The sequence below is a fragment of the Erwinia mallotivora genome, assembly GCF_000590885.1.
GTDB classification, from domain to species: Bacteria; Pseudomonadota; Gammaproteobacteria; order Enterobacterales; family Enterobacteriaceae; genus Erwinia; species Erwinia mallotivora.
The window spans coordinates 1-22,532 of the sequence record NZ_JFHN01000023.1; the positions used below are offsets into that span (position 1 = coordinate 1).

At 51.1% G+C, this 22,532-nt stretch carries 21 protein-coding genes and 1 pseudogene; 15 read left to right on the forward strand and 7 right to left on the reverse strand.

Annotation, left to right across the window (positions count from 1 at the left end; translation table 11 throughout):
• From BG55_RS22410 to BG55_RS03460, 12 genes and pseudogenes are all read left to right on the forward strand, one after another.
• Positions 1-158, forward strand: a pseudogene (locus tag BG55_RS22410) (IS630 family transposase); the annotation flags it as partial.
• A complete protein-coding gene (locus tag BG55_RS03410; protein ID WP_052018666.1) occupies positions 139-810 on the forward strand; it encodes an MFS transporter in 672 nt (223 codons plus the stop codon). The pseudogene BG55_RS22410 and the gene BG55_RS03410, both read left to right, overlap by 20 nt.
• A gap of 38 nt (positions 811-848) precedes the next feature.
• Positions 849-3,479, forward strand: a complete 2,631-nt coding sequence (locus BG55_RS03415) for an alpha-L-rhamnosidase (RefSeq protein WP_052018667.1) — start codon at positions 849-851, stop codon at positions 3,477-3,479.
• A gap of 1 nt (position 3,480) precedes the next feature.
• Positions 3,481-3,810 carry a hypothetical protein gene (locus BG55_RS03420; RefSeq protein WP_034934366.1) on the forward strand — a complete coding sequence of 110 codons (330 nt, stop codon included), beginning with the start codon at positions 3,481-3,483 and terminating at the stop codon, positions 3,808-3,810.
• A gap of 542 nt (positions 3,811-4,352) precedes the next feature.
• On the forward strand, positions 4,353-4,511 hold the full coding sequence (locus BG55_RS22935; protein ID WP_034934368.1) for a DUF5993 family protein: 159 nt from the start codon (positions 4,353-4,355) through the stop codon (positions 4,509-4,511).
• Between the two features lie 8 nt (positions 4,512-4,519).
• The gene (locus BG55_RS03430) at positions 4,520-5,071 is read left to right on the forward strand and encodes a disulfide bond formation protein B (RefSeq protein WP_034934370.1); all 552 of its coding nucleotides are present in this window, start codon (positions 4,520-4,522) and stop codon (positions 5,069-5,071) included.
• A gap of 74 nt (positions 5,072-5,145) precedes the next feature.
• On the forward strand, positions 5,146-5,925 hold the full coding sequence (locus BG55_RS03435; protein ID WP_034934372.1) for a phytochelatin synthase family protein: 780 nt from the start codon (positions 5,146-5,148) through the stop codon (positions 5,923-5,925).
• A gap of 60 nt (positions 5,926-5,985) precedes the next feature.
• Positions 5,986-7,749, forward strand: coding sequence for a gamma-glutamyltransferase (ggt, locus tag BG55_RS03440; RefSeq protein WP_034934374.1), 1,764 nt, complete (start codon positions 5,986-5,988; stop codon positions 7,747-7,749).
• A 566-nt stretch (positions 7,750-8,315) separates the two neighbouring features.
• Positions 8,316-9,416 carry an amidinotransferase gene (locus tag BG55_RS03445; protein ID WP_034934376.1) on the forward strand — a complete coding sequence of 367 codons (1,101 nt, stop codon included), beginning with the start codon at positions 8,316-8,318 and terminating at the stop codon, positions 9,414-9,416.
• Between the two features lie 133 nt (positions 9,417-9,549).
• Positions 9,550-10,797: an ATP-grasp domain-containing protein gene (locus BG55_RS03450; protein ID WP_034934377.1), complete on the forward strand. Its 1,248-nt coding sequence runs from the start codon at positions 9,550-9,552 to the stop codon at positions 10,795-10,797.
• A gap of 62 nt (positions 10,798-10,859) precedes the next feature.
• Positions 10,860-12,098, forward strand: coding sequence for an ATP-grasp domain-containing protein (locus BG55_RS03455; protein ID WP_034934379.1), 1,239 nt, complete (start codon positions 10,860-10,862; stop codon positions 12,096-12,098).
• 85 nt (positions 12,099-12,183) lie between these two features.
• Entirely contained in the window at positions 12,184-12,642 is a 459-nt protein-coding gene (locus BG55_RS03460; protein WP_052018668.1) for a hypothetical protein, read from the forward strand.
• A gap of 315 nt (positions 12,643-12,957) precedes the next feature.
• On the opposite strand, the gene BG55_RS03465 is transcribed toward BG55_RS03460, so the two are convergent.
• Genes BG55_RS03465 through gatZ form a run of 6 tightly spaced genes read right to left on the reverse strand, consistent with a single transcriptional unit; the run spans position 12,958 to position 18,358 of the window.
• Positions 12,958-13,812, reverse strand: a complete 855-nt coding sequence (locus BG55_RS03465) for a tagatose bisphosphate family class II aldolase (protein ID WP_034934381.1) — start codon at positions 13,810-13,812, stop codon at positions 12,958-12,960.
• A complete protein-coding gene (locus BG55_RS03470; protein ID WP_034934383.1) occupies positions 13,812-14,876 on the reverse strand; it encodes a zinc-binding dehydrogenase in 1,065 nt (354 codons plus the stop codon). The genes BG55_RS03465 and BG55_RS03470 overlap by 1 nt, the downstream gene beginning before the upstream one ends.
• Before the next feature lie 37 nt (positions 14,877-14,913).
• Positions 14,914-16,290, reverse strand: a complete 1,377-nt coding sequence (locus tag BG55_RS03475) for a PTS galactitol transporter subunit IIC (RefSeq protein WP_034934385.1) — start codon at positions 16,288-16,290, stop codon at positions 14,914-14,916.
• A gap of 4 nt (positions 16,291-16,294) precedes the next feature.
• Positions 16,295-16,579: a PTS galactitol transporter subunit IIB gene (gatB, locus tag BG55_RS03480; protein WP_034934387.1), complete on the reverse strand. Its 285-nt coding sequence runs from the start codon at positions 16,577-16,579 to the stop codon at positions 16,295-16,297.
• Between the two features lie 32 nt (positions 16,580-16,611).
• Complete coding sequence (gene gatA, locus BG55_RS03485; protein WP_034934389.1) at positions 16,612-17,070, reverse strand: PTS galactitol transporter subunit IIA; 459 nt, start codon at positions 17,068-17,070, stop codon at positions 16,612-16,614.
• The gene (gene gatZ, locus BG55_RS03490; protein ID WP_034934390.1) at positions 17,063-18,358 is read right to left on the reverse strand and encodes a tagatose-bisphosphate aldolase subunit GatZ; all 1,296 of its coding nucleotides are present in this window, start codon (positions 18,356-18,358) and stop codon (positions 17,063-17,065) included. Before gatZ ends, gatA begins: the two co-directional genes overlap by 8 nt.
• A 307-nt stretch (positions 18,359-18,665) precedes the next feature.
• Between gatZ and BG55_RS03495 the strand changes: the two genes are divergently transcribed.
• The 3 genes from BG55_RS03495 (at position 18,666) to BG55_RS03505 (ending at position 21,730) form a co-directional block, all read left to right on the forward strand.
• Positions 18,666-19,448, forward strand: coding sequence for a DeoR/GlpR family DNA-binding transcription regulator (locus tag BG55_RS03495; RefSeq protein WP_034934392.1), 783 nt, complete (start codon positions 18,666-18,668; stop codon positions 19,446-19,448).
• Positions 19,449-19,882: 434 nt separating this feature from the next.
• Positions 19,883-20,668, forward strand: coding sequence for an SDR family NAD(P)-dependent oxidoreductase (locus tag BG55_RS03500; protein ID WP_034934393.1), 786 nt, complete (start codon positions 19,883-19,885; stop codon positions 20,666-20,668).
• Positions 20,669-20,803: 135 nt separating this feature from the next.
• Positions 20,804-21,730 (forward strand): LysR family transcriptional regulator, encoded by a 927-nt coding sequence (locus BG55_RS03505; RefSeq protein ID WP_034934395.1) that lies wholly within the window; start codon positions 20,804-20,806, stop codon positions 21,728-21,730.
• A gap of 227 nt (positions 21,731-21,957) precedes the next feature.
• Here the strand turns inward: BG55_RS03505 and BG55_RS03510 are convergent, their stop codons facing one another.
• Positions 21,958-22,356 (reverse strand): rhodanese-like domain-containing protein, encoded by a 399-nt coding sequence (locus BG55_RS03510; RefSeq protein ID WP_034934397.1) that lies wholly within the window; start codon positions 22,354-22,356, stop codon positions 21,958-21,960.
• Between the last annotated feature and the right edge of the window lie 176 nt (positions 22,357-22,532).

The following is a 22,532-nucleotide window of genomic DNA, read 5'->3' on the forward strand; positions in this document are numbered from 1 at the left end:
GGGTGAACCACGTTGAACGGCTATGGCAGGCACTGCACGACACAATAACCCGGAATCATCGGTGCCGGACAATGTGGCAACTGCTGAGGAAGGTTAGCCATTTTATGGAAACCGTCAGTCCATTCCCCGGGGCGAAACATGGGCAGGCAAAAGTGTAGCGGTATTAGGCGCACCTATTTAGGTTACCGCGCGCTTTTTGCTTCCGGGCTTTTGGTTCCACTACTTCTCATTGGCGGTTATTACATTTTTGAGAATATCACGGCAAATACCACCGGACAGTTCAAATTTTATCTGCTGACAAAAGTCAGCGGAGCAAGTCAGGAGATGGCTACCGGCATCTCTTTTCCCATGATTGTAATTGGCTTACTCTGCGCCATCATATTCAGCCGTATTGCAGATACACCCTGGCGTAACCGGATGTATTTTACCGGATTGGCTGGGCAGATTATTGCTATTTCAGTCATGGCCATTACCGGCGCGCAAAACGCCACCATCATGTTTGTCTGTCTCTTTATCTATGGCATCAGCGTGCCTTTTTCGGGCGAGGCAATTTATAAAGTGTGGATTCAGGAAAGCTTCCCGGTAAATATCAGAGCAACAGTGCAGGGAATGACCTATGCCGTATCACGATTTGTCGTTGCGCTGATTTCTTTATTCTCACCGGCCATCATTAATTACAGCCCTTCATTATTGATATGGTTACTGGTGGCGGTGACGGCGACAGGTGGCATATTTGCGTTGCTGATTATTAGCAGATTCAAAGGAATTAATCTTAAAGGGACGGAAAATACCAGTATGGCTGTTAAATAAGGGTATTTTTCTTCGTTATTAAGCGTTCAGGAATGATTATGTTGCCAGCTCAACTTACTGCCCCTGTTTTTGAACATCACACCCGGTTTCTGGGCATTGATGAGCCATGCCCGCGTCTCTCGTGGCGGGTTTTAACTGAAGAAGCGTTAGTGCTGAGTAGCTATGAAGTAATGATCAGCCGTGACGGAAATACCGAGATTCATGGCCCGATACCGTGGCGGGACCCCGTTCTGCTGCCCTGGCCCGGCAGGCCCCTCGCTCCCCGCGAAGCGGCCACGGTGGCCGTGCGTGTCCGGGATGAGAATGGGCGCTACTCTGACTGGAGTGCAGGATGTTACGTTGAGCGCGGGCTGAGTCCAGCCGACTGGCAGGCGCTTCCTGTTGGTGCGGGCTGGCATGAGCAACCGGGTACGGACAGGCATCCGCCGATTATTCGTCACCGCTTTGTCCTGGAAAAGGCTGTTGCTAAAGCCCGACTTTATCTGAGCGCTCATGGACTTTGTGAAACGCTGCTCAATGGTCAACGCACTGACCATTATGCCTTATTTCCCGGCTGGACCAGCTACCACCATCGACTGCGTTATCTTACGCTGGACGTCACCTCCCTGTTGGTCAGCGGAGAAAACGTGATTTCAGCTCTGATGGGGGATGGTTGGTATCGCGGACGGATTGGCTGCCGGGGCGGCGTACGTGATGCCTGGGGAAAGGATCTCTCACTTATCGCCCAGCTGGAAATTACGTTTACCGATGGGTCAACAAGCCGGATTGTTTCCGATGGCAGCTGGCGTTCAGATCGTGGGCCTGTTCTGTTCAGCGGTATCTATGAAGGAGAAATTTACGATGCCCGTCTGGAGCAGCAGGGCTGGACACTTGCTGGCTTTGACGACAGCCACTGGTTTCCGGTCAGCATCGGGCACCGGAACTATCAGACTCTTCAGGCTCCGGATGGCCCATTAGTGGTTTGTACGCAACAAATAAAACCGGTGCAAAGTTGGATTAGCGATGGCGGCAAACAAATTTTCGACTTTGGACAAAATCTGGTGGGGCGGGTGCGTTTAAAAGCCTGTGGCCGCCGGGGTGACAACATCAAATTACGACATGCGGAGGTCATTCAGGATCGGGCGTTGTATACCCGGACACTACGCACGGCCATTGCGGCGGACAGCTATATTTTCGCTGATGAGGCGATGATCGAGTGGGAGCCCCGCTTCACTTTTCACGGTTTTCGCTACCTGGAAATCGAAGCTTCGCAACAGGTTTATGACTCCCTTGACGTTATCGCCTGCGTTTACCATACCGATTTACCTCGAACGGGATGGTTTTCCTGTTCCGACGACAGGCTTGACCGGTTGAATGAAAATATCATCTGGTCGATGCGCGGAAACTTCCTCGATATTCCGACCGATTGTCCTCAGCGAGATGAGCGACTGGGCTGGACGGGTGATATTCAGGTGTTTATGCCCACGGCAGAATTTCTCTATGATTGCTCTGGCATGATGCGCGGATGGTTAAAAGACCTGGTCTGCGATCAACACCCCTGCGGTATGGTTCCGTGGTACATCCCGGATATTCCGGATTATGAACCCTGGACATGGAACAGCAAGCAGGCTGCGGCCGCCTGGGGCGATGCGGCGGTGCTCACGCCCTGGGACCTTTACTGGAGTACGGCTGACGAGCAGATGCTGGCAGCACAGTATCAGAGCGCCTGCGCCTGGGTGGAACTGCAACGAACACGCGCAGGTGCATCCCTGATCTGGGATAAGGGATTGCAGTTTGGCGACTGGCTTGATCCCTCCGCACCGCCTGAAGATCCGTCGGCAGCCATGACCGATAAGGGGCTGGTTGCCACCGCTTATTTTGCCTGGTCGGCGTATCATCTGTCCCGCATCTCAGCGGTGTTGAACAGACCGGAAGATACCCAGCGCTGGCAGCGTCTTTTCAGCGATATTCGTCAGGCTTTTGTCCAACGTTATGTCAGTGATACCGGGCGGGTAGCGCGTGAGAGCCAGACTGCCTATGCGTTAATTATCTGTTTTGAGCTGTTTGTTTGTGACAGCCAGCGTGATATGGCCGGCCAGCGGCTGAGTGAGCTGGTCAGGCAGGCGGATTATCATATTGCGACAGGTTTTGTCGGTACGCCGTTAATTTTAAACGCGTTGTGTCTGACCGGGCACGCCGACACCGCTTTTCGCCAGCTTACCGAAGAGAGCTGCCCCTCGTGGCTTTATCCGGTGAAGCTGGGCGCAACCACCATCTGGGAACGATGGTACAGCTTACTGGCGGATGGGAAAGTTAACAGCGGGCAGATGACCTCATTTAACCACTATGCGCTGGGCGCGGTGGGTAACTGGTTGTATCAGTATCTTGCCGGATTGATGCCCACTGCTGCCGGATATAAACAGGTCCGTTTTCAGCCGCACTTTTTTTCCGCAATCGACTGGGCGAAGGCGCGTTACCTTTCAGTGCACGGCGAGATTTCCGTTAACTGGAAACGGGTGGGTGAGGGGATTGAGATACATCTTCAACTGCCCTTTGGCACCAGCGGAGAACTGGTAATTGAGGATAGCACCCTGCCACTGAGCGGGCCGGGTGATTATCATTTTCTGTGGCAGCCAGCTGACGGTGTTACCGGTATCGCCTCTGTCAGGGCTATCAGAGAGGAAAAATAACATGATCATTCCACTGCATCCGTTTAACTGTGAAACAGAGGGTGGCACCCAGGCAAAAATAATCAGCATTGATAACAGCAATTCGATCTGTCTGGTCGGTGAATATATCGCTGTGGATGGCGAGGTGCACAGCGACAGCTGGGATCTCAATGGTCATCCCGCCAGCGGCCTGCCGGAGCGCACGATCAGGATTACGGACAGGGCAACCGAGGTATTTTTTACCGATGTGTTTTATAAACTGACCCCTTTTGCCAAACGAGTCTATGGGCAGCAGTGGGAGGAGCAGATGCAACGGCGGCAATACGACCATTTCTGGCAGAAAATTCAGTAGCTGCAATGCGGGTCTGATGCGGTTTCCGGCGGGAGGCCCGTCTGCGCACTCTTATGCCCTGTGGTTGTTCCACATATCTTTCCAGGTGCTGGCTATCCTCTGATGGTGGTGACCGGATGTGGGATGATTACGGATTGTTTTGATGTCCCGATCGGCAGGAAGGCATTATTCAGCTGATGTGATAACAATTCCTACAGAGTAATATGTCGAATTAATTATTATGACTGGACGTTATTCTGGTTTTTTACCCATTTTTCTGTGTTTTTAATTTGTTTTTCTGCTTGGATTTTCCTGCTTTGATTAATATATTCAGATAATTACATACACCCTTCCGAAAATATTTACCGACCCTACGGCAGAATAAAACACTGTTCTGTTCAGTCTCACTGGAACCCAGTACTTATTCTCACCACTTAACGCCGTTCATCTGTTCCTCAGGTTGTGTTCATCGGATTGCGAACACAGGGTGGAACTATCGCCTTATCCGGTTATCCGCCGGAGGAAGATGATATGGCATTTTACTTTTATTAATGGAGTCATACATGTTTATGTATTTACCCTTCCTGATTGGTTGCGGAACCATTTTCAGTGCGCTGGCCGGTAAACGAAAACTGGCTTATCTGTTCTGGTTTGCCGACCTTGTCATTATTCTCGCCTGGTTGAAATATCACGCCACCGATGCACTTCTCCTTTCGTTCTAGAGGCCACTATGCAATTGTCAGAAAAAAAAGATTTTTCGCGTCCGCTGAATCTGTTGATGCTGGTTATGGTGAGTGTTGCGTTACTCTGCGCGTTCTATTTTCAGCTGAGATTTTTCGATCTGCCATGTCCGCTTTGTCTGCTGCAACGTGCGGCTTTGTTACTTATCGGATCGGGGTTGCTGTTTAACCTCTATTTCGGCAATAAAAAGCTGCATTACGGCATGGTAATTATTGGCGCTCTGGCGCTGGCTGCCGTCGCTGCCCGCCATATTTTCCTGCATATTGTGCCGGGCGATAAAGGTTATGGACTTCCTTTCCTCGGTCTGCATCTTTATACGTGGAGTTTTATTTTAGCGGTGGCGATTGTGATTGGTGTGGCCATTACCCTGATGGTTACGCCTGAAAACGCCACGCCGGCATCTGACCACAAGCCATTGATCCAGCATGCAGTTGTTGCTGTTTTTGCTTTGCTGATGGTGGCGAATCTGCTGTCAACGGTGCTGGAATGTGGCGGTGGGCAGTGTGACGATAACCCTACCTATTATCAACTGCTGAAATAGTTTTTACCGATCTCACCTGCATCATGCCCTTTCGCGGCAGGTTGAGGCGCGCGCTATAAAATTTGAGAACAGTAATGAAAAAAATAACTTCTCGTATCGCCCTGTTGGCGATTTGTTTGGTGCCTGTCAGTGGATTCAGTCAGCTTGTTGACTGGCAAAGCGCAGAAGGAATTCAGCGTTTATCACAGGCAACGGTTAAACAGGATTTCTTTTCTCTCGCCCCTCAGTTCGAAGGGCAGAATAATAAAGTCTATTGTGGTGTTGCTTCGGCAACTATCGTGCTGAATACCTTACGTCTGCATGAGAATAAGAAAATTGAGCCAGATACCAGCTTAATTAACACTGAGGATCGCGCCTATTTTCCGAAGAAAAACGGCTGGCAGCCATTCTGGAATCGATACACTCAGACCAGCGTAGTGGAATACAGCAGCAAACCACGCATTGAGATTTTCGGTAAACCGCAGACGCCTGGCGGGCAGTCTGATTATGGTCTGCATCTGGAAGATGAGCGTCGTCTGCTCAGTAATGCCGGATTAAAGGTGAAAGCGGTGCCGGTGAAAGATCTGGCACAGCAGGAGAAGATGAAGAAAGAGATTATTGCTGCCATGCAGCAGGATAACTCTTTTGTCATCGTCAACTTTTTACGCAGTGCCATCGGCCAGACGGGCGACGGTCATTTCTCTCCTCTGGGCGCTTATGACGCCAAATCTGATTCATTCCTGATCATGGATGTCTCCAATACCGAACATCCGTGGATTTGGATCGACAGTCAGACGCTGTTCAAGGGGATGCACACGCTTGATGGTGCTGAGGACCGGGGCTATCTGCTGGTCAGCGAAGCTGATAAGGCATAAAAATCATGCTGTTATGGCGAAGGGATGCGCCATGTTTTTTGTTTAAAGAGAAATTATTCCATGTCACGCAATCTTCTTTTCAGTTTTCTTTTAACGTCCGGCGTTATTGCTGCAGGCCAGGCTGAGGCTGCTTCTGCGCCAGCCGTTGAAGCTCGCCACGGAATGGTGGTCAGCTCACAGGCGATTGCTTCCCAGGTGGGGGTCGATATCCTCAAACAGGGTGGCAATGCCATCGATGCGGCAGTGGCAGTAGGCTATGCTCAGGCCGTGGTTAACCCCTGCTGCGGCAATATTGGTGGGGGTGGCTTTATGCTGATCCACCTTGCTGACGGCAAAGACACCTTTATTAACTTCCGTGAAACCGCGCCTGCCGCTGCGCGTGCCGATATGTATCTTGACCCGCAGGGTAAGGTGCGCTCTGACGCCAGCCTGCATGGTTATTCTGCGGTGGCCGTCCCCGGCACGGTGATGGGGCTGGATTACGCTCAGAGCCACTATGGCAAACTCAGCCGTCAGCAGGTGATGGCTCCGGCGATAAAACTGGCCCGCCAGGGCTTTATTCTGACGCGAGCGGATACCGATATTCTGGATACTACCGTCAACCGGTTCCGCACGGATGCGCAGGCGGCGCGCTGGTTTCTGCGGCCAGACGGCTCACCACTTCAGCCGGGTGACAATCTGAAACAGCCTGAGCTGGCGAAAACCCTGAGCCATATCTCTCAATCCGGGACCGACTACTTTTACAAGCAGCCGATTCCCCAGCGCGTTGAGGCGGCTGCGGCGAAAGGCGGTGGCATTATTACCGCTGCGGACTTTGCCCGTTATCGTGTCACCGAAAGTGCACCTTTGCGGTGTCACTACCGGGGTTATGAATTTATCTCTTCCCCACCTCCCAGCTCTGGTGGCGTCGCGCTTTGTGAGATGGTGAATATCCTGTCTGGCTATGACATGCGTGCGCTGGGCTTTAATTCTGCCGACTCGGTTCATGTGATGACGGAAGCGATGCGTATCGCTTACTTTGATCGCAATAATTCACTGGGCGATCCTGAGTTTATCCACAACCCGCTGGATAAATTGCTCAGCACATCTTATGCAGATGAAATGCGGCGGGGTATTCATCCGACCGATGCGACGCCATCCCGACTACCTGAAAGCAAGCAGGTTAATGGTGAGCGTCCGGAAACCACCCACTATTCTGTGGTTGATGAACAGGGTAATGCCGTCTCCACCACCTATACCGTCAACGGGCGATTCGGTGCGGTGGTTATGGCACCGGGCACCGGTTTTTTCCTCAACGATGAAATGGATGATTTCACCACCAAAATTGGTGAGAAGAATATGTTCGGACTGGTACAGGGAGCAAACAATGCGATTGCCCCTGGCAAACGTCCCCTGTCGTCAATGGCACCGACCATTGTGACGCACAATAATGACGTGTTCCTGGTGCTGGGCTCGCCGGGCGGGTCGCGCATTATTACTGCATCATTGCAGGTGGCGCTGAATATCATCGATCACGGGATGTTGCCGCAGGAAGCGGTGGATGCGCCGAGGGTCCACCATCAGTGGCTACCGGATGAAGTCTATTATGAGCAGCGCGGGCTGTCGTTTGATACCTTAAAACTGCTGCGCCAGCGCGGTTATAAGATGACCGAGCAGACCCCGTGGGGAGCGACCGAACTGATTATGGTTGCGCCAAAACTCAGCGAGGGTAAAAAAGCAGCCGACTCCGGTAATGATTCTGCCGTTTCTGGCAAATTGAGACCAGGCTGGCTGTACGGTGCCAATGACATCCGCCGTCCGGCAGGGGCCGCCGTGGGTTTTTAATCCCGCCGCCAGCCTGATTAAGCGTTTTACTGCCTGATAATTAAGTTACCCCGGACGCTGTTTGTTCCGTGTCCCGGGGGCTTTTCGTCCCGCCCGATCACGCCCGCGTTAACCAGGCCCACCACGTTACGACAACGCCTGAGCACCCTGACGTTGCTGAATGGCCTGAGGTCCTGCCATGCCTTTTGCAGCGAAAAAACCTCTCTCCTGCATGGCGGTTATGCCACCGGGCTCCCGCCCGAGCCGCGCAACCCAGCCCGTTTCTTCAGTTCAGTAGCGTTATCGATACTGCATCAATGATTAATAAAAATAATTACTAACATACCAGGATTGTTCCGATAAGAAATTTATTAAGGAACTCACATCTGTCTTTAACCACCCACCACCCCAGATGATTTTATGATTACTATCAAATGATTATATTTATCATCTGTCAGGAGAACACTGCGCTAAGCCGCCAGTTTGCTGTTACCCGCTCAGCTGCTAAGGGGATTTTCAGCGGCGTGACGGTTTATGTATGTTAAGGAAAAGTGTTCAAAAAAATTACATCACATTCAAGGTAGATCATGCAGTTTCAAAAAGAAGAGACCTCCTGTTTTTCAACAGATGAAAGCCCGGTAGAAGTTTATACGGAATGGGACCCACTCGAAGAGGTCATTGTCGGGATCATGGATGATATTCGTGTTCCGGATTGGGACACCGGCCTTAAAGCTATTATTCCTAAGGAAACCAGCGGTTTTTTCCGCGAGTACTCCGGGCAACGTTTCCCGGAAGAACTGGTCGTTAAAGCCAGGCAGGAAGTGAATACCCTTGCCGAAATCCTGCAGGCTGAGGGGATCAGAGTACGCCGCCCTGACGAGTCAAATCACCATCAGCCGATCGTTACCCCGCACTTTACCACCGGTGGAACCTTCTATTCCGCGATGCCGCGGGACTGCCTGTTTGCTATCGGAAAGAAAATCATCGAAGTGCCGATGTCATGGCGCAGCCGCTATTTCGAAACCTTCGCCTTTCGCAGCATCCTGAATGACTATTTCACCAGAGGAGCGGAGTGGATCTCTGCACCCAAGCCGATGTTGAAAGATGATGTCTGGCAAACAGAGTATGACTTCGACCAGGAAATTCCGTTTAATTCGATCATTACCGAAGTGGAGCCACTTTTTGACGCGGCCGACTTTATGAAAATGGGGCGGGACATTATTGGTCAGCGTAGTCATGTCACCAATAATAAAGGTATCGAGTGGCTGCGCAGAACGCTGGGGCCTGATTATCGCGTCCATATCTATGAGTTTGAAGAGCCAGGTCCGATGCATATCGATACGACAATACTGCCGTTGGCACCGGGCCGCGTATTAATTAATAAAGGCTGGGTGCCGCAGATCCCTGACATTTTCAAAGACTGGGAAATATTGCATCCGCCTGCTTCTAATCTGCCGGACGACCATCCCTTATACATCACCTCAAAATGGATCCACGTGAATGTATTGATGTTGGATGAAAAAACCGTGGTGGTTGAGAAAGATGAAGAAGCACTGATTTCTGCCTTCCGCAAATGGGGTTTCAGAACCATTCTCTGTCCGTTTAAGCATTTCCAGACATTTGGTGGTTCATTCCACTGCGCGACGCTGGATGTGAAACGCAGCGGCAGTCTGAAGAGCTACATCTGACAATTTTATTCCTGGCAGCCATTTTCCCGTATGCAATGGATAAAGAGCATTTGATCTCACGCAGGGCCATCTGGCCCTGCATTCCGGCATACAACGTTTTACACAATGAAAAGAAAAATAACAGGATGTCAAAATGCAACCCACTCAGACAGTACTGATTGTCTCCTCCGAGCTGGATGCGGCGAAAACGGTTGAGGCCGTTAAGGTCATGCACGGGCTGAAAACACATCATTTTATCTATCTGATAGAGGATTATCTTGGTGTGGCCACCGATGAAAAGGAGCGGCCTGAAAACTTTATTGTGCGTGACTTCGCCGCGCTGGCGGATATTAAGGCGGTACTGCACAACATCGATCGGCAATATGATGTCTCGCTGGTCATATCCTGCGATGAATTTGCGGTTTACGTGGCTGCCTTTGCCAATGATTTCTGGCAATTGACCGGAATAACCTGCGAGGAAGCAAGAAAATTTCGCGACAAAAAACGCATGAAAGAGCTGGCGCAGCAGGCTGGCATTGCCACCGCGCGGGAAATAACCCTTCAGGATATTGAAAAAGGGGATGTCGCCTTTCCGGTGATAGTCAAACCGCGTTCGCTGGCAGGCTCAATGGGCATAAAAATCGTCTCTGATGCCAGTCAGCTTGCCGATATAGATATTGACTGGTCGCCGGAATACCGCGATATGGACGAGCGGCAATACTTTATCGAGCAATATAATCCAAACACAATTTATCATATTGATTGTGTTGTGATTAATGGTCGTCTGTCATTTATTTCCGTCGGTGAATATTTAGGTAAGCCGATTAATTTTTTGCAGGAAAAGCCGGTCGGTGTGTTGTCCGTCTGTGATCATACCGTTGAGGATGTCTGGCGACCTTTTACCGAAAAAGTGCTTGCTGCTTTCGACGCGCCGGAGGGGGTTTACCACATCGAAGCTTTTGCTGATTCCGGTGCGGGGGTGGAATTACTCGAAATTGCCTGGCGTCCCGGCGGTGCGGCAATCGTGGAAATGGTCGAGATGGTTTACGGGCTGAATCTGAAACATATTCATCTGGCTGCGCAGCTGGGGCTTAACGATGGCCTTCTGGTGCAGCGCAGGGAAGAAGCCTTTGGCTATATGACTTTTCCAAAGAAGCATCTTGCGACTCAGGCACTGTATGTCACCCGTGTCCACCTGCCGCCATTACAGCATATGGCAACGCTGAAGTTGTATAAGGTTCCCGTTGCCGGAGATATCGCCTCAGGAGAGTTCTATTGCTACAAAGATTCGCTGGGATCTTTTGTATTTTGTGGCGATCGCGAGCAGGTTTCGAAGGATGTGAATTATCTCAATGCGCACTACCAGGTCCAGGTTGCGCCAGAGTATCAGCCTGAATATTGAGAATGGTCACTCACCGGCTGTGAAGAGCAGCCGGGCTTACAGCCAGCACAAGGTGTCACAGAATGAGTAACACAGAGATGCAGACCATCCTGATCGTTTCATCAGAACTGGATGTCGGTGAGGTGGTCACTGACATCATGGCAGCATATCCCGACCGGCCGTGGCGGTTTATCTATCTTCTTGAAGATTTGAAGAACCAGGCGGGAGACGATTTGCATCGCGAGGACGTCTTTATCGTCAGGGATTTTGCCCGCCATCACGATGTGGAAGAGGTGTTCAGCCAGATTGCTGAGTCATTTTCAGTCACGCGGGTGATTCCGAATGATGAATTTGCCGTATGGATTGCGGCCTGGGCCAACCATCGCTGGCACCTGCCAGGGCTGACCTTCGATATGGCGGCCCGCTTTCGCGATAAAAAGAGGATGAAGGAGATTGCCTGTCGCGCAGGCATCCTCACCGCACGGGAAATCAGCCCGCAGGCGATTAAACGTGGCGATGTGAGTTTCCCGCTGGTGATGAAACCTCGCTCGCTGGCAGGCTCCGTTGGGGTAAAAATTATCACGGATGCCGGGCAGCTCAGCGCAATCACCCTGACCGAGGGTGATGACTATCGCGATATGGATGAGCAGCAATATTTTTTTGAGAGCTACAATCCCCAGCCGGTTTATCAGCTTGATGCGGTGATGCTGGAAGGGCGGCTGGCGCTTCTCTCTGCGGGAGAATATATCGGTAAACCTATCGACTACCTCGATGAGCATCCTCTGGGATTTTTTTCGGTGGCGGAGCGCGATCTGCGGCAGGTCTGGCGGCCTTTCACTGAGAAGGTATTAGCGGCTTTTGGCGGCCCGGACGGTGTTTATCATATTGAAGCCTTTGGTGATGGCGGGCAGGGCGCGGAATTACTTGAGATTGCATACCGGCCCGGCGGGGCGGCGACGGTAGAGATGATCGCTATTGCCTGGGGAGTGGATCTGCGTTTCATACACCTCGCTACGCAACTGGGGCTGGAAGTGGGGCGTCATTTTGCACCGCAGGGCGAGGCGTGGGGATATATGACCTTCCCTAAAAAGCATCTCGCCAGAGAAGCGCTGTATGTTTCCCGGCTGTCTGTCCCTTCCGTGGAGAATATGCCAACGCTGAAGATGCAGCAGCTTCCTCAATTGGGAGAGGTGGCATCAGGAGAGTTCTTCTGTCACAAGGATTGTCTTGGCTCGTTTGTCTTCTGTGGTGAGCGGGAAAGCGTGGCGCGGGATCTGAACCTTATCGTTGCCGATTACTGCGTTACGGTTAGCCCCGAGTGAGATTTTTTTAGGCAGGGATGCTATGTTCCACTCTCTTTGGTAGGGTTAGTTTCACTTATCAATTTTGTCAGGAAGACACAATATCATGGCTGTAATCCCGCTTATGCCCACAGGGGGCTTCTCATTTAAATGGGGTCACAGGGCGTTAACGATAGCTCTGTTGCTGATTGTTATCGTGGCTGGTCTGTTGTGGTATTCCGAAAATGCCGCACGCGTTGATCGTATATTTAGCCAGAAACAGTTGTCGGACAGTGTGTGGCTGTACGTGACAAAATATCAGGATGCAGGTGCAACTGACTCCGATGTTTATCGCTATTATCTGAATAAAAATCTGGCTGAACCAATGTCAGTACTTCAGAAAACCGCCCCTTTCCTTCAGGCTGATACGGGTGACGCAACGATAACGGCGGTTGGTGACCATGTGCTGGTTAAGTTGACGGGTAAGTTTTACTCCTTCACAAACTCGGCATTTTTCTACGATGGTAAAACGCCAGTGATGCCCCGTGTTGATCTAAACGCGACTGCCTCCAATCCATGGAAATAGTGGTGCAGTGCCTGATTTGCAAACCCTTTTCAGCATAATAAACAGCCCGCATTTTTGAACTGCACCTGACTAAATCAGGTGCAGTTTTTTGCTGCGCTAAAACAGGCGTGTTTTTTATCTGGCTAAGTACAACAACATCAATGACCTGCAACAGGCCATTAATAAATATAGTCATTATGACAACTGTAAATGTATCAGCCTGAGACTGAGAGGCCTGCGGCCGGTGAAGTACCAGGCCTTATTAGCCGCCTGATGCACAATGCCGAACTTTATGGGATCGGTCCGGAAAGGAGCCTTACCGCAGCAGCAGAACTTTTAAAGCTGCCCGGCGCTGCCGCACATGCGAATTTTTTCCCTCACTACCGCTTTCATCGCCCGTTTGCCGGGTTCCATATATTCGCGAGGATCACTGGAGCCCGGATTCTCATGGAAAAAGGCTTTCACCGCGTCAGAAAAGGCAATTTTCAGTTCGGTAGCCACGTTAACCTTACAGATCCCAAGCTCGACAGATTTTCTCAGCATCGCTTCCGGAATACCCGATGCGCCATGTAAAACCAGCGGGATAGCCACTTTATTGCGGATGCGAGCCAGACGCTCAAAATCAAGTTTTGGTTCACCACGATACAGACCATGAGCCGAGCCGATAGCGACGGCGAGCGAATCGATACCGGTACGACGGATATATTCATCCGCTTTATCAGGATCGGTGAAAAAACGGTCCTTTTCATCCACGACAATATCGTCTTCCTTCCCGCCAAGGCGTCCCAGCTCGGCCTCAACGCTGGCGTCATAACGGTGACAGAGACGCACCACCTCTGCGACCTTCTCTATATTCTGCTCAAAGGCAAAGTGTGAGGCATCAATCATTACCGAGCGCACGCCAGCTCTGACCTTATTTTCGATATCACTAAGATCTTCGTGGTGGTCAAGGTGTAGGGCAATCGGCAGATTATACTTCTGCGCCGCCTGCTGGCAGATGGCGACCAGATAATGGAGTCCGGCGTAATTGTAGGTGCCGGTAGTGCCAGCCATAATTACCGGTGACGCCATTTCTGCGGCGGTTTCAGCGATGACCTGCACGGTTTCAAGATTGTGCACGTTAAAGGCCGGAACGGCATAGCCTTGCTGCTGCGCCTTTATCAGCATGGCGCGATTTGAGACGAGATACATTATGCCTGTTCTCCTTTATCGACTGAAAAATCGAGCATGATCTTGCCGCTCATCGGTTTGCCCTGAAGTTCACTGACGGCACCGGCGTAGCGATCCGCGTTCTCCTGAACGGTAATCAGTGACGACAAATCAATCTGGCCCGCCCTGAACAGCTCAGTAGCCTGCTGCCATTCCACACCCGGCCACTCGCCGGAGTAATTCATCCAGCTGCCAAGCACCTGCAACTCTTTACGCAGAATCAGGCCGAACGTGCTGCTGCTGAGATTAAGGTCACGGTGCAGGGTGCCGATCAGACCCAGCTGCGCGCGTGGGCCGGCAATCTGAATACTCAATTCGACCGTTTGTGGTGCGCCCGCTGTTTCAAGGATCAACTGCCCGAAACGGCGATTGTCCATCGCCTGCCGGATATCTTCCGGGGTCATCTCCGCACTGTTAAACACGTGGTCGGCACCCAGACTTTTTGATAACGCCAGCCGCGCCGGGTTGATGTCTATTGCCGTCACCGAACGTGCCCCCAGCGCCCGTGCGCACTGCATGGCCAGAAGCCCGATGGTGCCGGCCCCCACAATAATGACTTCCTTATTACGACAACCACCCGCCAGCTCAATGGTGTGCAGGCTGACCGTCATGGGTTCAAAAAATGCGCCTTCAACGGGCGATGTACCGGACGGAAGACGAAACAGATTTTTGCGCGGCACCACGATGAACTCACGGTTGCCACCGTCACTGCGTGAGCCGATAAAACGGTAATGACGGCACTGCGACCAGAGCTGGCGACGGCACTCATCACAATCAAAACAGGGCTGCAACGGCACGCAGCAGACCAGATCGCCAACGTTCAGGTCACTGATGTCGGCACCGGTGTCCCTGACCCGGCCACAGAACTCATGACCGAGGGTAATTGGATAAAAATGCGCACCACCATGAAAAATACGCGGAATGTCAGAACCGCAAAGCCCGGAACAGATGACTTCAATCAGCGCCTCATCTGCGGCTGCAATTTGAGGCATCGGCTTTTCTTCAACCGTAACGCTGCCTCCGGCGTGTATCACGACAGATTTCATTGGGTTAACTCCGGAAAGACGGGGTGCCCCCCGTTAGTTATTCAGGTAAATGGTTGCTTTCTGGCTGGTGATTGTTAGGGGCCGCTTCAGTTGCCTGACGGGCTCGTCGCCATGTCAGAGCCACGCCCGACAGATAAATCACGCCAATCACCATCAGTGCCGTGACGTTCTGCCAGGTCATAAGCTGGATAAGCAGCCAGGTGATCGGCGAACCGCCCTGGTCCATTGAGGCAACCTGGCCACCTGCTTTAAGTGCCCCGGCGTTTGCAGCCAGCTGCGTATGCAGTCCGATGGTCTGGGTGGCAATCCACAGCGTCATGCTCATAATGACGATGCCTGAAATCAGCGTGCGGAACAGGTTCCCCTGATGCACTGCCACGGCCATTGCGACGAAAAACCCGATGGTTGCCAGGTCGCCAAACGGCAGTACGCGATTGCCCGGCAGCACGACGGCAATCAAAATGGTCAGCGGGATGAAAATCAGACTGGCAGATACCACCGAGGTGTGTCCCAGCAGCAGGGCAGGGTCAAGACCAATCAGGAATTCCTGTCCACCGAATTTTGCCTGCATACGCTTGCGGGCCTGTTTGGCAATCGGATTCAGGCCATCCATAATGGGCTTTATCACGCGCGGCATCAGTAACATGACCGCTGCGGTTTTTACCGCCAGTTGCAACACGTCTTTTGCATCGTAGCCAGCCAGTAATCCAATCAGCAGGCCCATAATGAATCCCACGGTGACCGGCTCACCAAAAGCGCCAAAACGTTTCTGCACGTCGTCTGCGCTGAAATGTATACGCCTCAGGCCAGGGATTTTCCCGATGATCCAGTCAACCATAACGGCCACCGGCCCCATGTAAGCTGATGACCCATGCGGAACAGCAATCCCGTCCAGCTCAAAATAGTTTTTAGTATCGCGCGCAAACCAGTCACCCAGCTTGTAAGCGAATGCAGCATGCAAAACAACGCCCAGAATCCCCGCCCAGTATGAACCCGTTGCAAGGTGCAACATCGCGCCGGTAAAGGTCATATGCCAGATATTCCAGATGTCCACGTTAACCACGCGGGTCATCCGGGTCACCAACATCAGAATATTGACCGCGATGGCAACAGGAATCGCAACCAGGGCAATCTGTGAAGCCCAGGTCATGGGTGAAGACCCCGGCCAGCCCACATCAACCACATCCAGACTGATGTCAAAATTTGTCGCCATGGCTTTGGCAGCCGGTCCAATAGAGTCCAGCATCAGCCCGATGACCAGCCCGATACCGACAAATCCGATACCAATAAACAGGCCTGATTTAAACGCATCTCCCACTTTCATTCCCAGGCAAACGGAGAAAATGATGACGACCATCGGCAGCATCACTGTCGGACCGAGGTCGAGGATGTAACGCATGATTTCAGTAAACATAGGCTTAACCCTGGAGAATAGTCAGAATCTTCTGGCGCAGGACATCAATACCCACCCCGGAGATAAAGGGCATGCCGTGTACCACCGGGATATCACCAAACTGACGGTCAACGCGGGCGGTGGTGCATATCAGGTCGACACCATCCATATAGGTTTCGATTTCATTAACACGACACTGCACCAGCTCGACTGAAATGCCGTTCTCCTCGCAGAGTTCTTTAATTTCTTCGGCGGCCATGGTTGAGGTAGCGACGGCACCGCCGCAGGCTACGATCACTTTACGTTTCATTGTTATTCTCCGTTTGCAGGGTCAGGGTGTTGTCATGCTGCCGGTGCGAAAAGCCGGCTGTTAAAGACGTCAGCAATCTCTTCTTCAGGCGCGCTGAGCAGGCTTTCGATAAACTCAGGCTGTTGCAGCTGGCCAAACAGGCTACGCAGCAGATCCAGCTGCTGCTCCGGATGTGTCACCACCAGCGCAATAATCAGCTCGGCGTCAATCATGCCGTCATCATCAGCCTGCTGAAATTTAACGGGCGATGCGGGGCGAATCAGACAGACGGCGGGTTCAATGGCGTGAGTGGCTTCACAGTGAGGAATGGCAACCGCGTGACCATCCAGCGCAATGCCTGTCGGAAAAGCGACTTCACGCGCCAACAGGGCTGCCGGATAAGAATCACGACAGATCCCGTCTTTCACCATCTTTTCCCCAATGTAGCGAAGTGCCTCGTCGGCACTGCCAAATTGCAGCCCGCAGGAGATGCTCAGGCGATAGTTATGCATGGCTTACCTCTTTTGTCGGGTTTATCTGTGGTTCACATCCAAAGGCGTAGTCACGGAGCACGTCCTGGATTTTGTCGATAATAAGTGAATGCGGATCCGGGCGCAGGGAGCCACTCAGCACTTGCTGAAACTGTCTGGGAAGATACTGACTGAGTAGTCCGAGAGGAATATCGGTGATACTGAGGTTAGCCACCAGAGATTCAAATGCGCTGCTGATACGGCTGTTAGGCCAGTAATAACGAATACGATCGGACAGGCTGTAGTGAATATCGACCAGCGACTGAGAAAAGGCCGGACGGTAATACTTTTTCCAGTAGCCGGGTTCATCAAGCATCACCTGATCGATTACTGCCAGAATCTGGCTCTGTTTTTCAGGTGCGACCAGCACTTTTTCAATTTCAGCCAGAGCAAAGATCGCTTCACGCAGGGCAAAGGTGAGTGCCGGACCGACTTTCAGAATGGCAAAGTGATCTCTGACCAGCGCGCGATATGCACCGCGGGTCTGGTAATCCGTTGAATGCGCTTCATAGACCACCGGGGTGGATTCAATAAAGGTGCTGAGCTCACGGGCAGCTTCTGGCTGATAATGAATAACGCTGCTGTGGTCGAACTCCACGCCAGGCTGGACCACCAGCGCAATAATGCGCGCAATAGCCTCTTCCAGACCGGCTGCACGAAATGCCTGATAATGGACTTCCAGCGTGTGGGCCGCATCTTCCGGGCGGGTGACATGGACTTCATGAATGGCCGCTGCTTCACCGCCGGGCACCGGCACTTCGGTCCCAATGACATAGGTCAGCTGCGCTCTCTGCTCAGCAGTGGCGGTTTCTTCCGCTACGCGGCACAGCTCGGCTGCGCGTTCAGCGACAGTGGCGGGAGGAAGCGGAACCGGATCGCCTGCGCATGACATGGAGGTATCGAGATGTATTTTGCTGAAGCCTGCCTTCACATATTCCGCAATCAGTACCCGTGATTTCTCCATTGCGGTTTCTGCGTTTTCATTTTGCCAGCAGTTTGGACCGAGATGGTCGCCACCAAAGATAAGGCGGCTCTCAGGAAAGCCCACGCCCCTGGCGACAGACAGCACATAGCGATGAAACGCGTCGGGTTTCATGCCGGTATAGCCGCCGTACTGATTGACCTGGTTAGAGGTAGCTTCAATTAAAACCTGTCGCTCACTGTTAAGGTCCAGCCTGAGTGCGGCTTCAATGACCAGAGGATGAGCAGAACACACTGAACAGATACCGCAGTCCTGACCCGATTTATGTTGATCAATAATTTTCTTCATCACGCCCTCCGAATGTATGTAATAAACAATCGTTATTTTTCGTGATCAGTACAATTCCTTTCTTTTTGTTATGTGATCCTGATCTATTTATTTGCGTTATCTTTTTTATGTTTTCGTTTTGTTTCTTTCTTTGCTGTGTGTTTTCGTCGACTGTTTTTTTTAAAAATATGTTATAAAACATAGTTATAAGCATGTATTGCTCAGTGTCACCGATCGGGCGATGTTGGCCTGGTCACATTACGCTCATTATTGTTTTACTTTCTTATTCTTTCGTTTTAGGATTTGCAGATGCGGAACAGGAGTGTTTATGAACACCTTTGAACGAAGAAATAAAATAGTCGAAATGGTCAACAGTACGGGCAGCCAGCTGGTGAATGATATCTCGTCCAGCCTGGGGGTAACCGAAGTGACCGTACGTGCAGACCTGCGTCTTCTGGAAGAACGTGGATTACTCACGCGTTTTCACGGCGGAGCGGCCCGTGTCGAGTCACCCGCAGCTCACGAAACCGTTGCGGAAAATCCCGAAGTCAGTCTTAACGATCGCTACAAGCTTGCTGCCGACCCTAAAAGGCGCATTGCCACAGAGGCGGCAAAGCTGGTGAAAGAGGGAGACACGGTGATTCTGGACAGCGGCAGCACCACTAAACTGCTGGCGGAAGAGCTGGTCGCCACAAAGAATATTACGGTTATCACCAACAGCCTGCCTGCCGCCGCTATCCTCGCTGAAAACAGAGATATCACATTAGTGGTGTGCGGCGGGACCGTCAGGCACAAAACGGTGTCCCTGCATGGCAGCATTGCTGAGCAGGCTCTGCGTGGGGTATCAGCCAGTCTGATGTTCGTTGGCGCCGACGGGCTTGATGCTGAAAACGGCATCACCACTTTTAACGAAGGCTATGCCATAAGCGGTGTGATGGCATCGGCGGCAAAGCAGGTGATTGTGGTCACAGACTCGACAAAGTTTGGCAGAAAAGGGTTCAATCAGGTTCTGGCGCTGGAAAAAATCGACACCGTCATCACTGATAACCGCGCACCAGAAGAGATGCTTGTCGCCCTGAAAGCGAAGGGTAAAAAAATTATCCTGGCGTGAGGGGCTTTCAGTGATAAAAAAAGGGAGATATAAATTCAGGCGTTGAAAAGTGCTCACCTTGCCTGGTGGGTGAGCGCGGGAAATGAATGTGTACCCTGAAAATTCCATCGCTAAACACATCTGTGAGTTGCTTAAAATATCTCATTGCTTAATTGCAATATGTATTTTTATTATCCCTCTGCAACACAAGATACATGGTTTTTTATTTATTTTTCAAATAAATAAAAGGCTATGGTGATTTATTTCTGGCTGAAAAGAAATATCAAAAGATATTCCCTGGGAGATTTTATTGCAATGAGATAATTATATCGCGTGCTCAAGGTTTTATTTTTTTCAATGCTGCATTGAGGGAAATTCATCCATCTGTGATTAATAATCTTGTATGGTTAAAACCTGAATAATTAACTTATGCGCTTAATTTTCCCGGAGGAAATATGTCTGAAACTCGTCAACTTGCACTCATCACCGGCGCATCATCAGGAATTGGTTATGAACTCGCCAGACAGTTTGCCATAAATGGATTCGACGTTGCTATTTCAGGATCAGGTAACAGAATTTTCGATGCGGCTAAAGCAATAAGCCTGCTGGGCGTCGAAGCTTATCCTTATCAGGCCGACGCCGCGACTTACGAAGGCGTTGAGAACTTCTGGCAGTTTACACTTGGTCTGAAAAGACCTGTTAATGTCGCGGTATTGAATGTCGGCGTGGCAATTGGTGGTGCATTTAAAGATAACAGCCTGGAAGATGAATTCAAAGTGCTGGATATAAATATACGAGGCACCGTGCATATGGCGAAAAGAGTCGTTCAGCATATGGTTCCTAATGGTAATGGTAAAATTCTGGTGGTTTCATCCGTTTCCGCCACTCTGCCTACCCCCTTTGAAACGGTATATGGTCCTTCTAAAGCTTTTGGTTTTTCATTTGCTGAATCCCTGCGGGAAGAACTTAAAGATTCAGGTATTACCGTTACAGCTCTTCTTCCCGGGGCGACTAACAGCGAGTTTCACGCAAACGCCGGAATGGGCAAAACCCGGATAGGGTTGTCTCCTAAAAATGATAAGACTCTGGTTGCACTACAAGGTTACACGGCTCTTATGAATAATATCGACCATGTCGTTGGTGGAGATGAAAAAACAGTGCAACAGGTGCAGGAAAATCGTATCACGCCCGAAACAGTTAAGGCCGCGCGTCACGCAGAATTGACCCGGCCAGTTGATTAACTTCGTCAGCACAGGAGTGCAATATGACAGCCAATAGAGATGGGCAGTGGTATTACACACCAGGGATGGTTCTATGCCTGAGACGAACCGATCCTCCCAATTCGTCTGTTTAATTTAACGGTGATGGACAATGATATGCCTGTAAGACCTGTAGCAAAGCTATCAAGGGGTGATCTTGCCGATTTGAATGCATTTCGGACTGTTGAAAGATTACGGAGCTTCACTCTGGCGGCCGTTGAGCTCGGCATTACCACCTCAGCCCTTAGCCACTCGGTGAGAAATCTTGAGGCCAGGCTTGGTGTGAGGTTGCTGAATCGAACAAGTCGAATGGTAGCCCCTACGGAAGCGGGCACCAGTCTGGCGCAACGCCTTGAGATTGGTTTCAATGAAATAGGTGGTGCGTTGGATGAGATTAACCGGATGCGCGATCGTCCCGTGGGACGTCTCAGAATCAACGTGTTGAGTGATGGTGCCAGACTGCTCTTTGCCCGTCTGCTGCCCATCTATCTGGAAAAATATCCTGAAGTTGAAGTCGAAATTGCCGTCGACGATAAAATGGTGGATATCGTATCCGGTGGCTTTGACGCTGGGGTCAGATTCGGCGGGACTGTGCCGGAGGACTTTGTTGCTGTAAGGCTGGGACCGGAACTCCGATGGGTTGCCGTCGCCTCACCGCGCTATCTTTATCAGAAAAAGGCTCCTGTTATTCCTGAAGATCTGCAATGTCATTCCTGCATTCAGATCCGCACTGGTCAGGGTGTTATTTATCGATGGGATTTTGCTAAAGGTGACGAGCATCGTGTGATTGATGTGCCCGGACAGGTTTGCGTCAACGAGACAACGCTGGGTATTGAACTGGCATTGAGGGATGTCGGTATTACATACTGTCTTGAAGAACGAGTTGCTGATTATATAAAGCGAGGGGAACTGATTATCGTCCTTCCTGACTGGTCACCGGTTGAACCTGCGATGCACATTTACTATCCAGGACACCGACAGATACCTCAGGGGCTTAAAGAGCTGACAGAGGTTCTGCGTTCGGCATGTCTTGATCGGCTGTGAATAGCGACGTGGGATGCTGATAAATTAGGCTTGCAGGATTTTCAATGTCCAGAGAGTATGCCGAAAAGTCAGCCCACTGGCGTATCACGAACCTTTGTCGGTAGCGATGGCCTGTGGGGGTTCACCGTTGCCAGTAACCTGTAAAGATTCAGACAGACTACTGGCATGGTATGTTTTCCACGACCTTTCGGGTTCCGGCGTCAGATACAGACTATTTGCAGGTGTTATCAGCAGCCGCAGGCTACCGGCGTTCCCTCTCTGCCTTCACTCCCTTCGGTGCTGTAACCATCGCGCTTCCACCAGTCCAGACCACCCAGCAGTTCTTTTACCTCAAAGCCGAGGGTCAATAATTTGAGCGCGGTTTTGGTCGAGGCATTACAGCCGATACCATCGCAATAGCAGATATACACTTTCGATTTATCCAGTCCGGCGGTGGTGTTAAAGCACATTTCCTTGTGTGGAAGATTAATGGCACCGGGAATGTGTTCACGCAGATAAGCCTCTTTTGCGCGTCCGTCCACGATGACCACGTTTTCGCCATTTTTCATCGCCAGGTAGAGATCCCATGAGTCTGTTTCGTAAGCGAGTTTCTTTTGGTAATAGGCTAATTGTTCAATCGCAGACATAATATCCTCATTTTTTATAAGTAGTTTCGTTATGAATCTGTAATGCTGCGGCCACAATAACACGATGGCTCTGCTTCGCCTGCATACTGGCTACCATCAATCCTGACTCAGTCAGGCAGTCAGGCAGTCAGGCAGTCAGGCATTCAGCGTGGCTTTTGACGGGAAATAGATGCCAG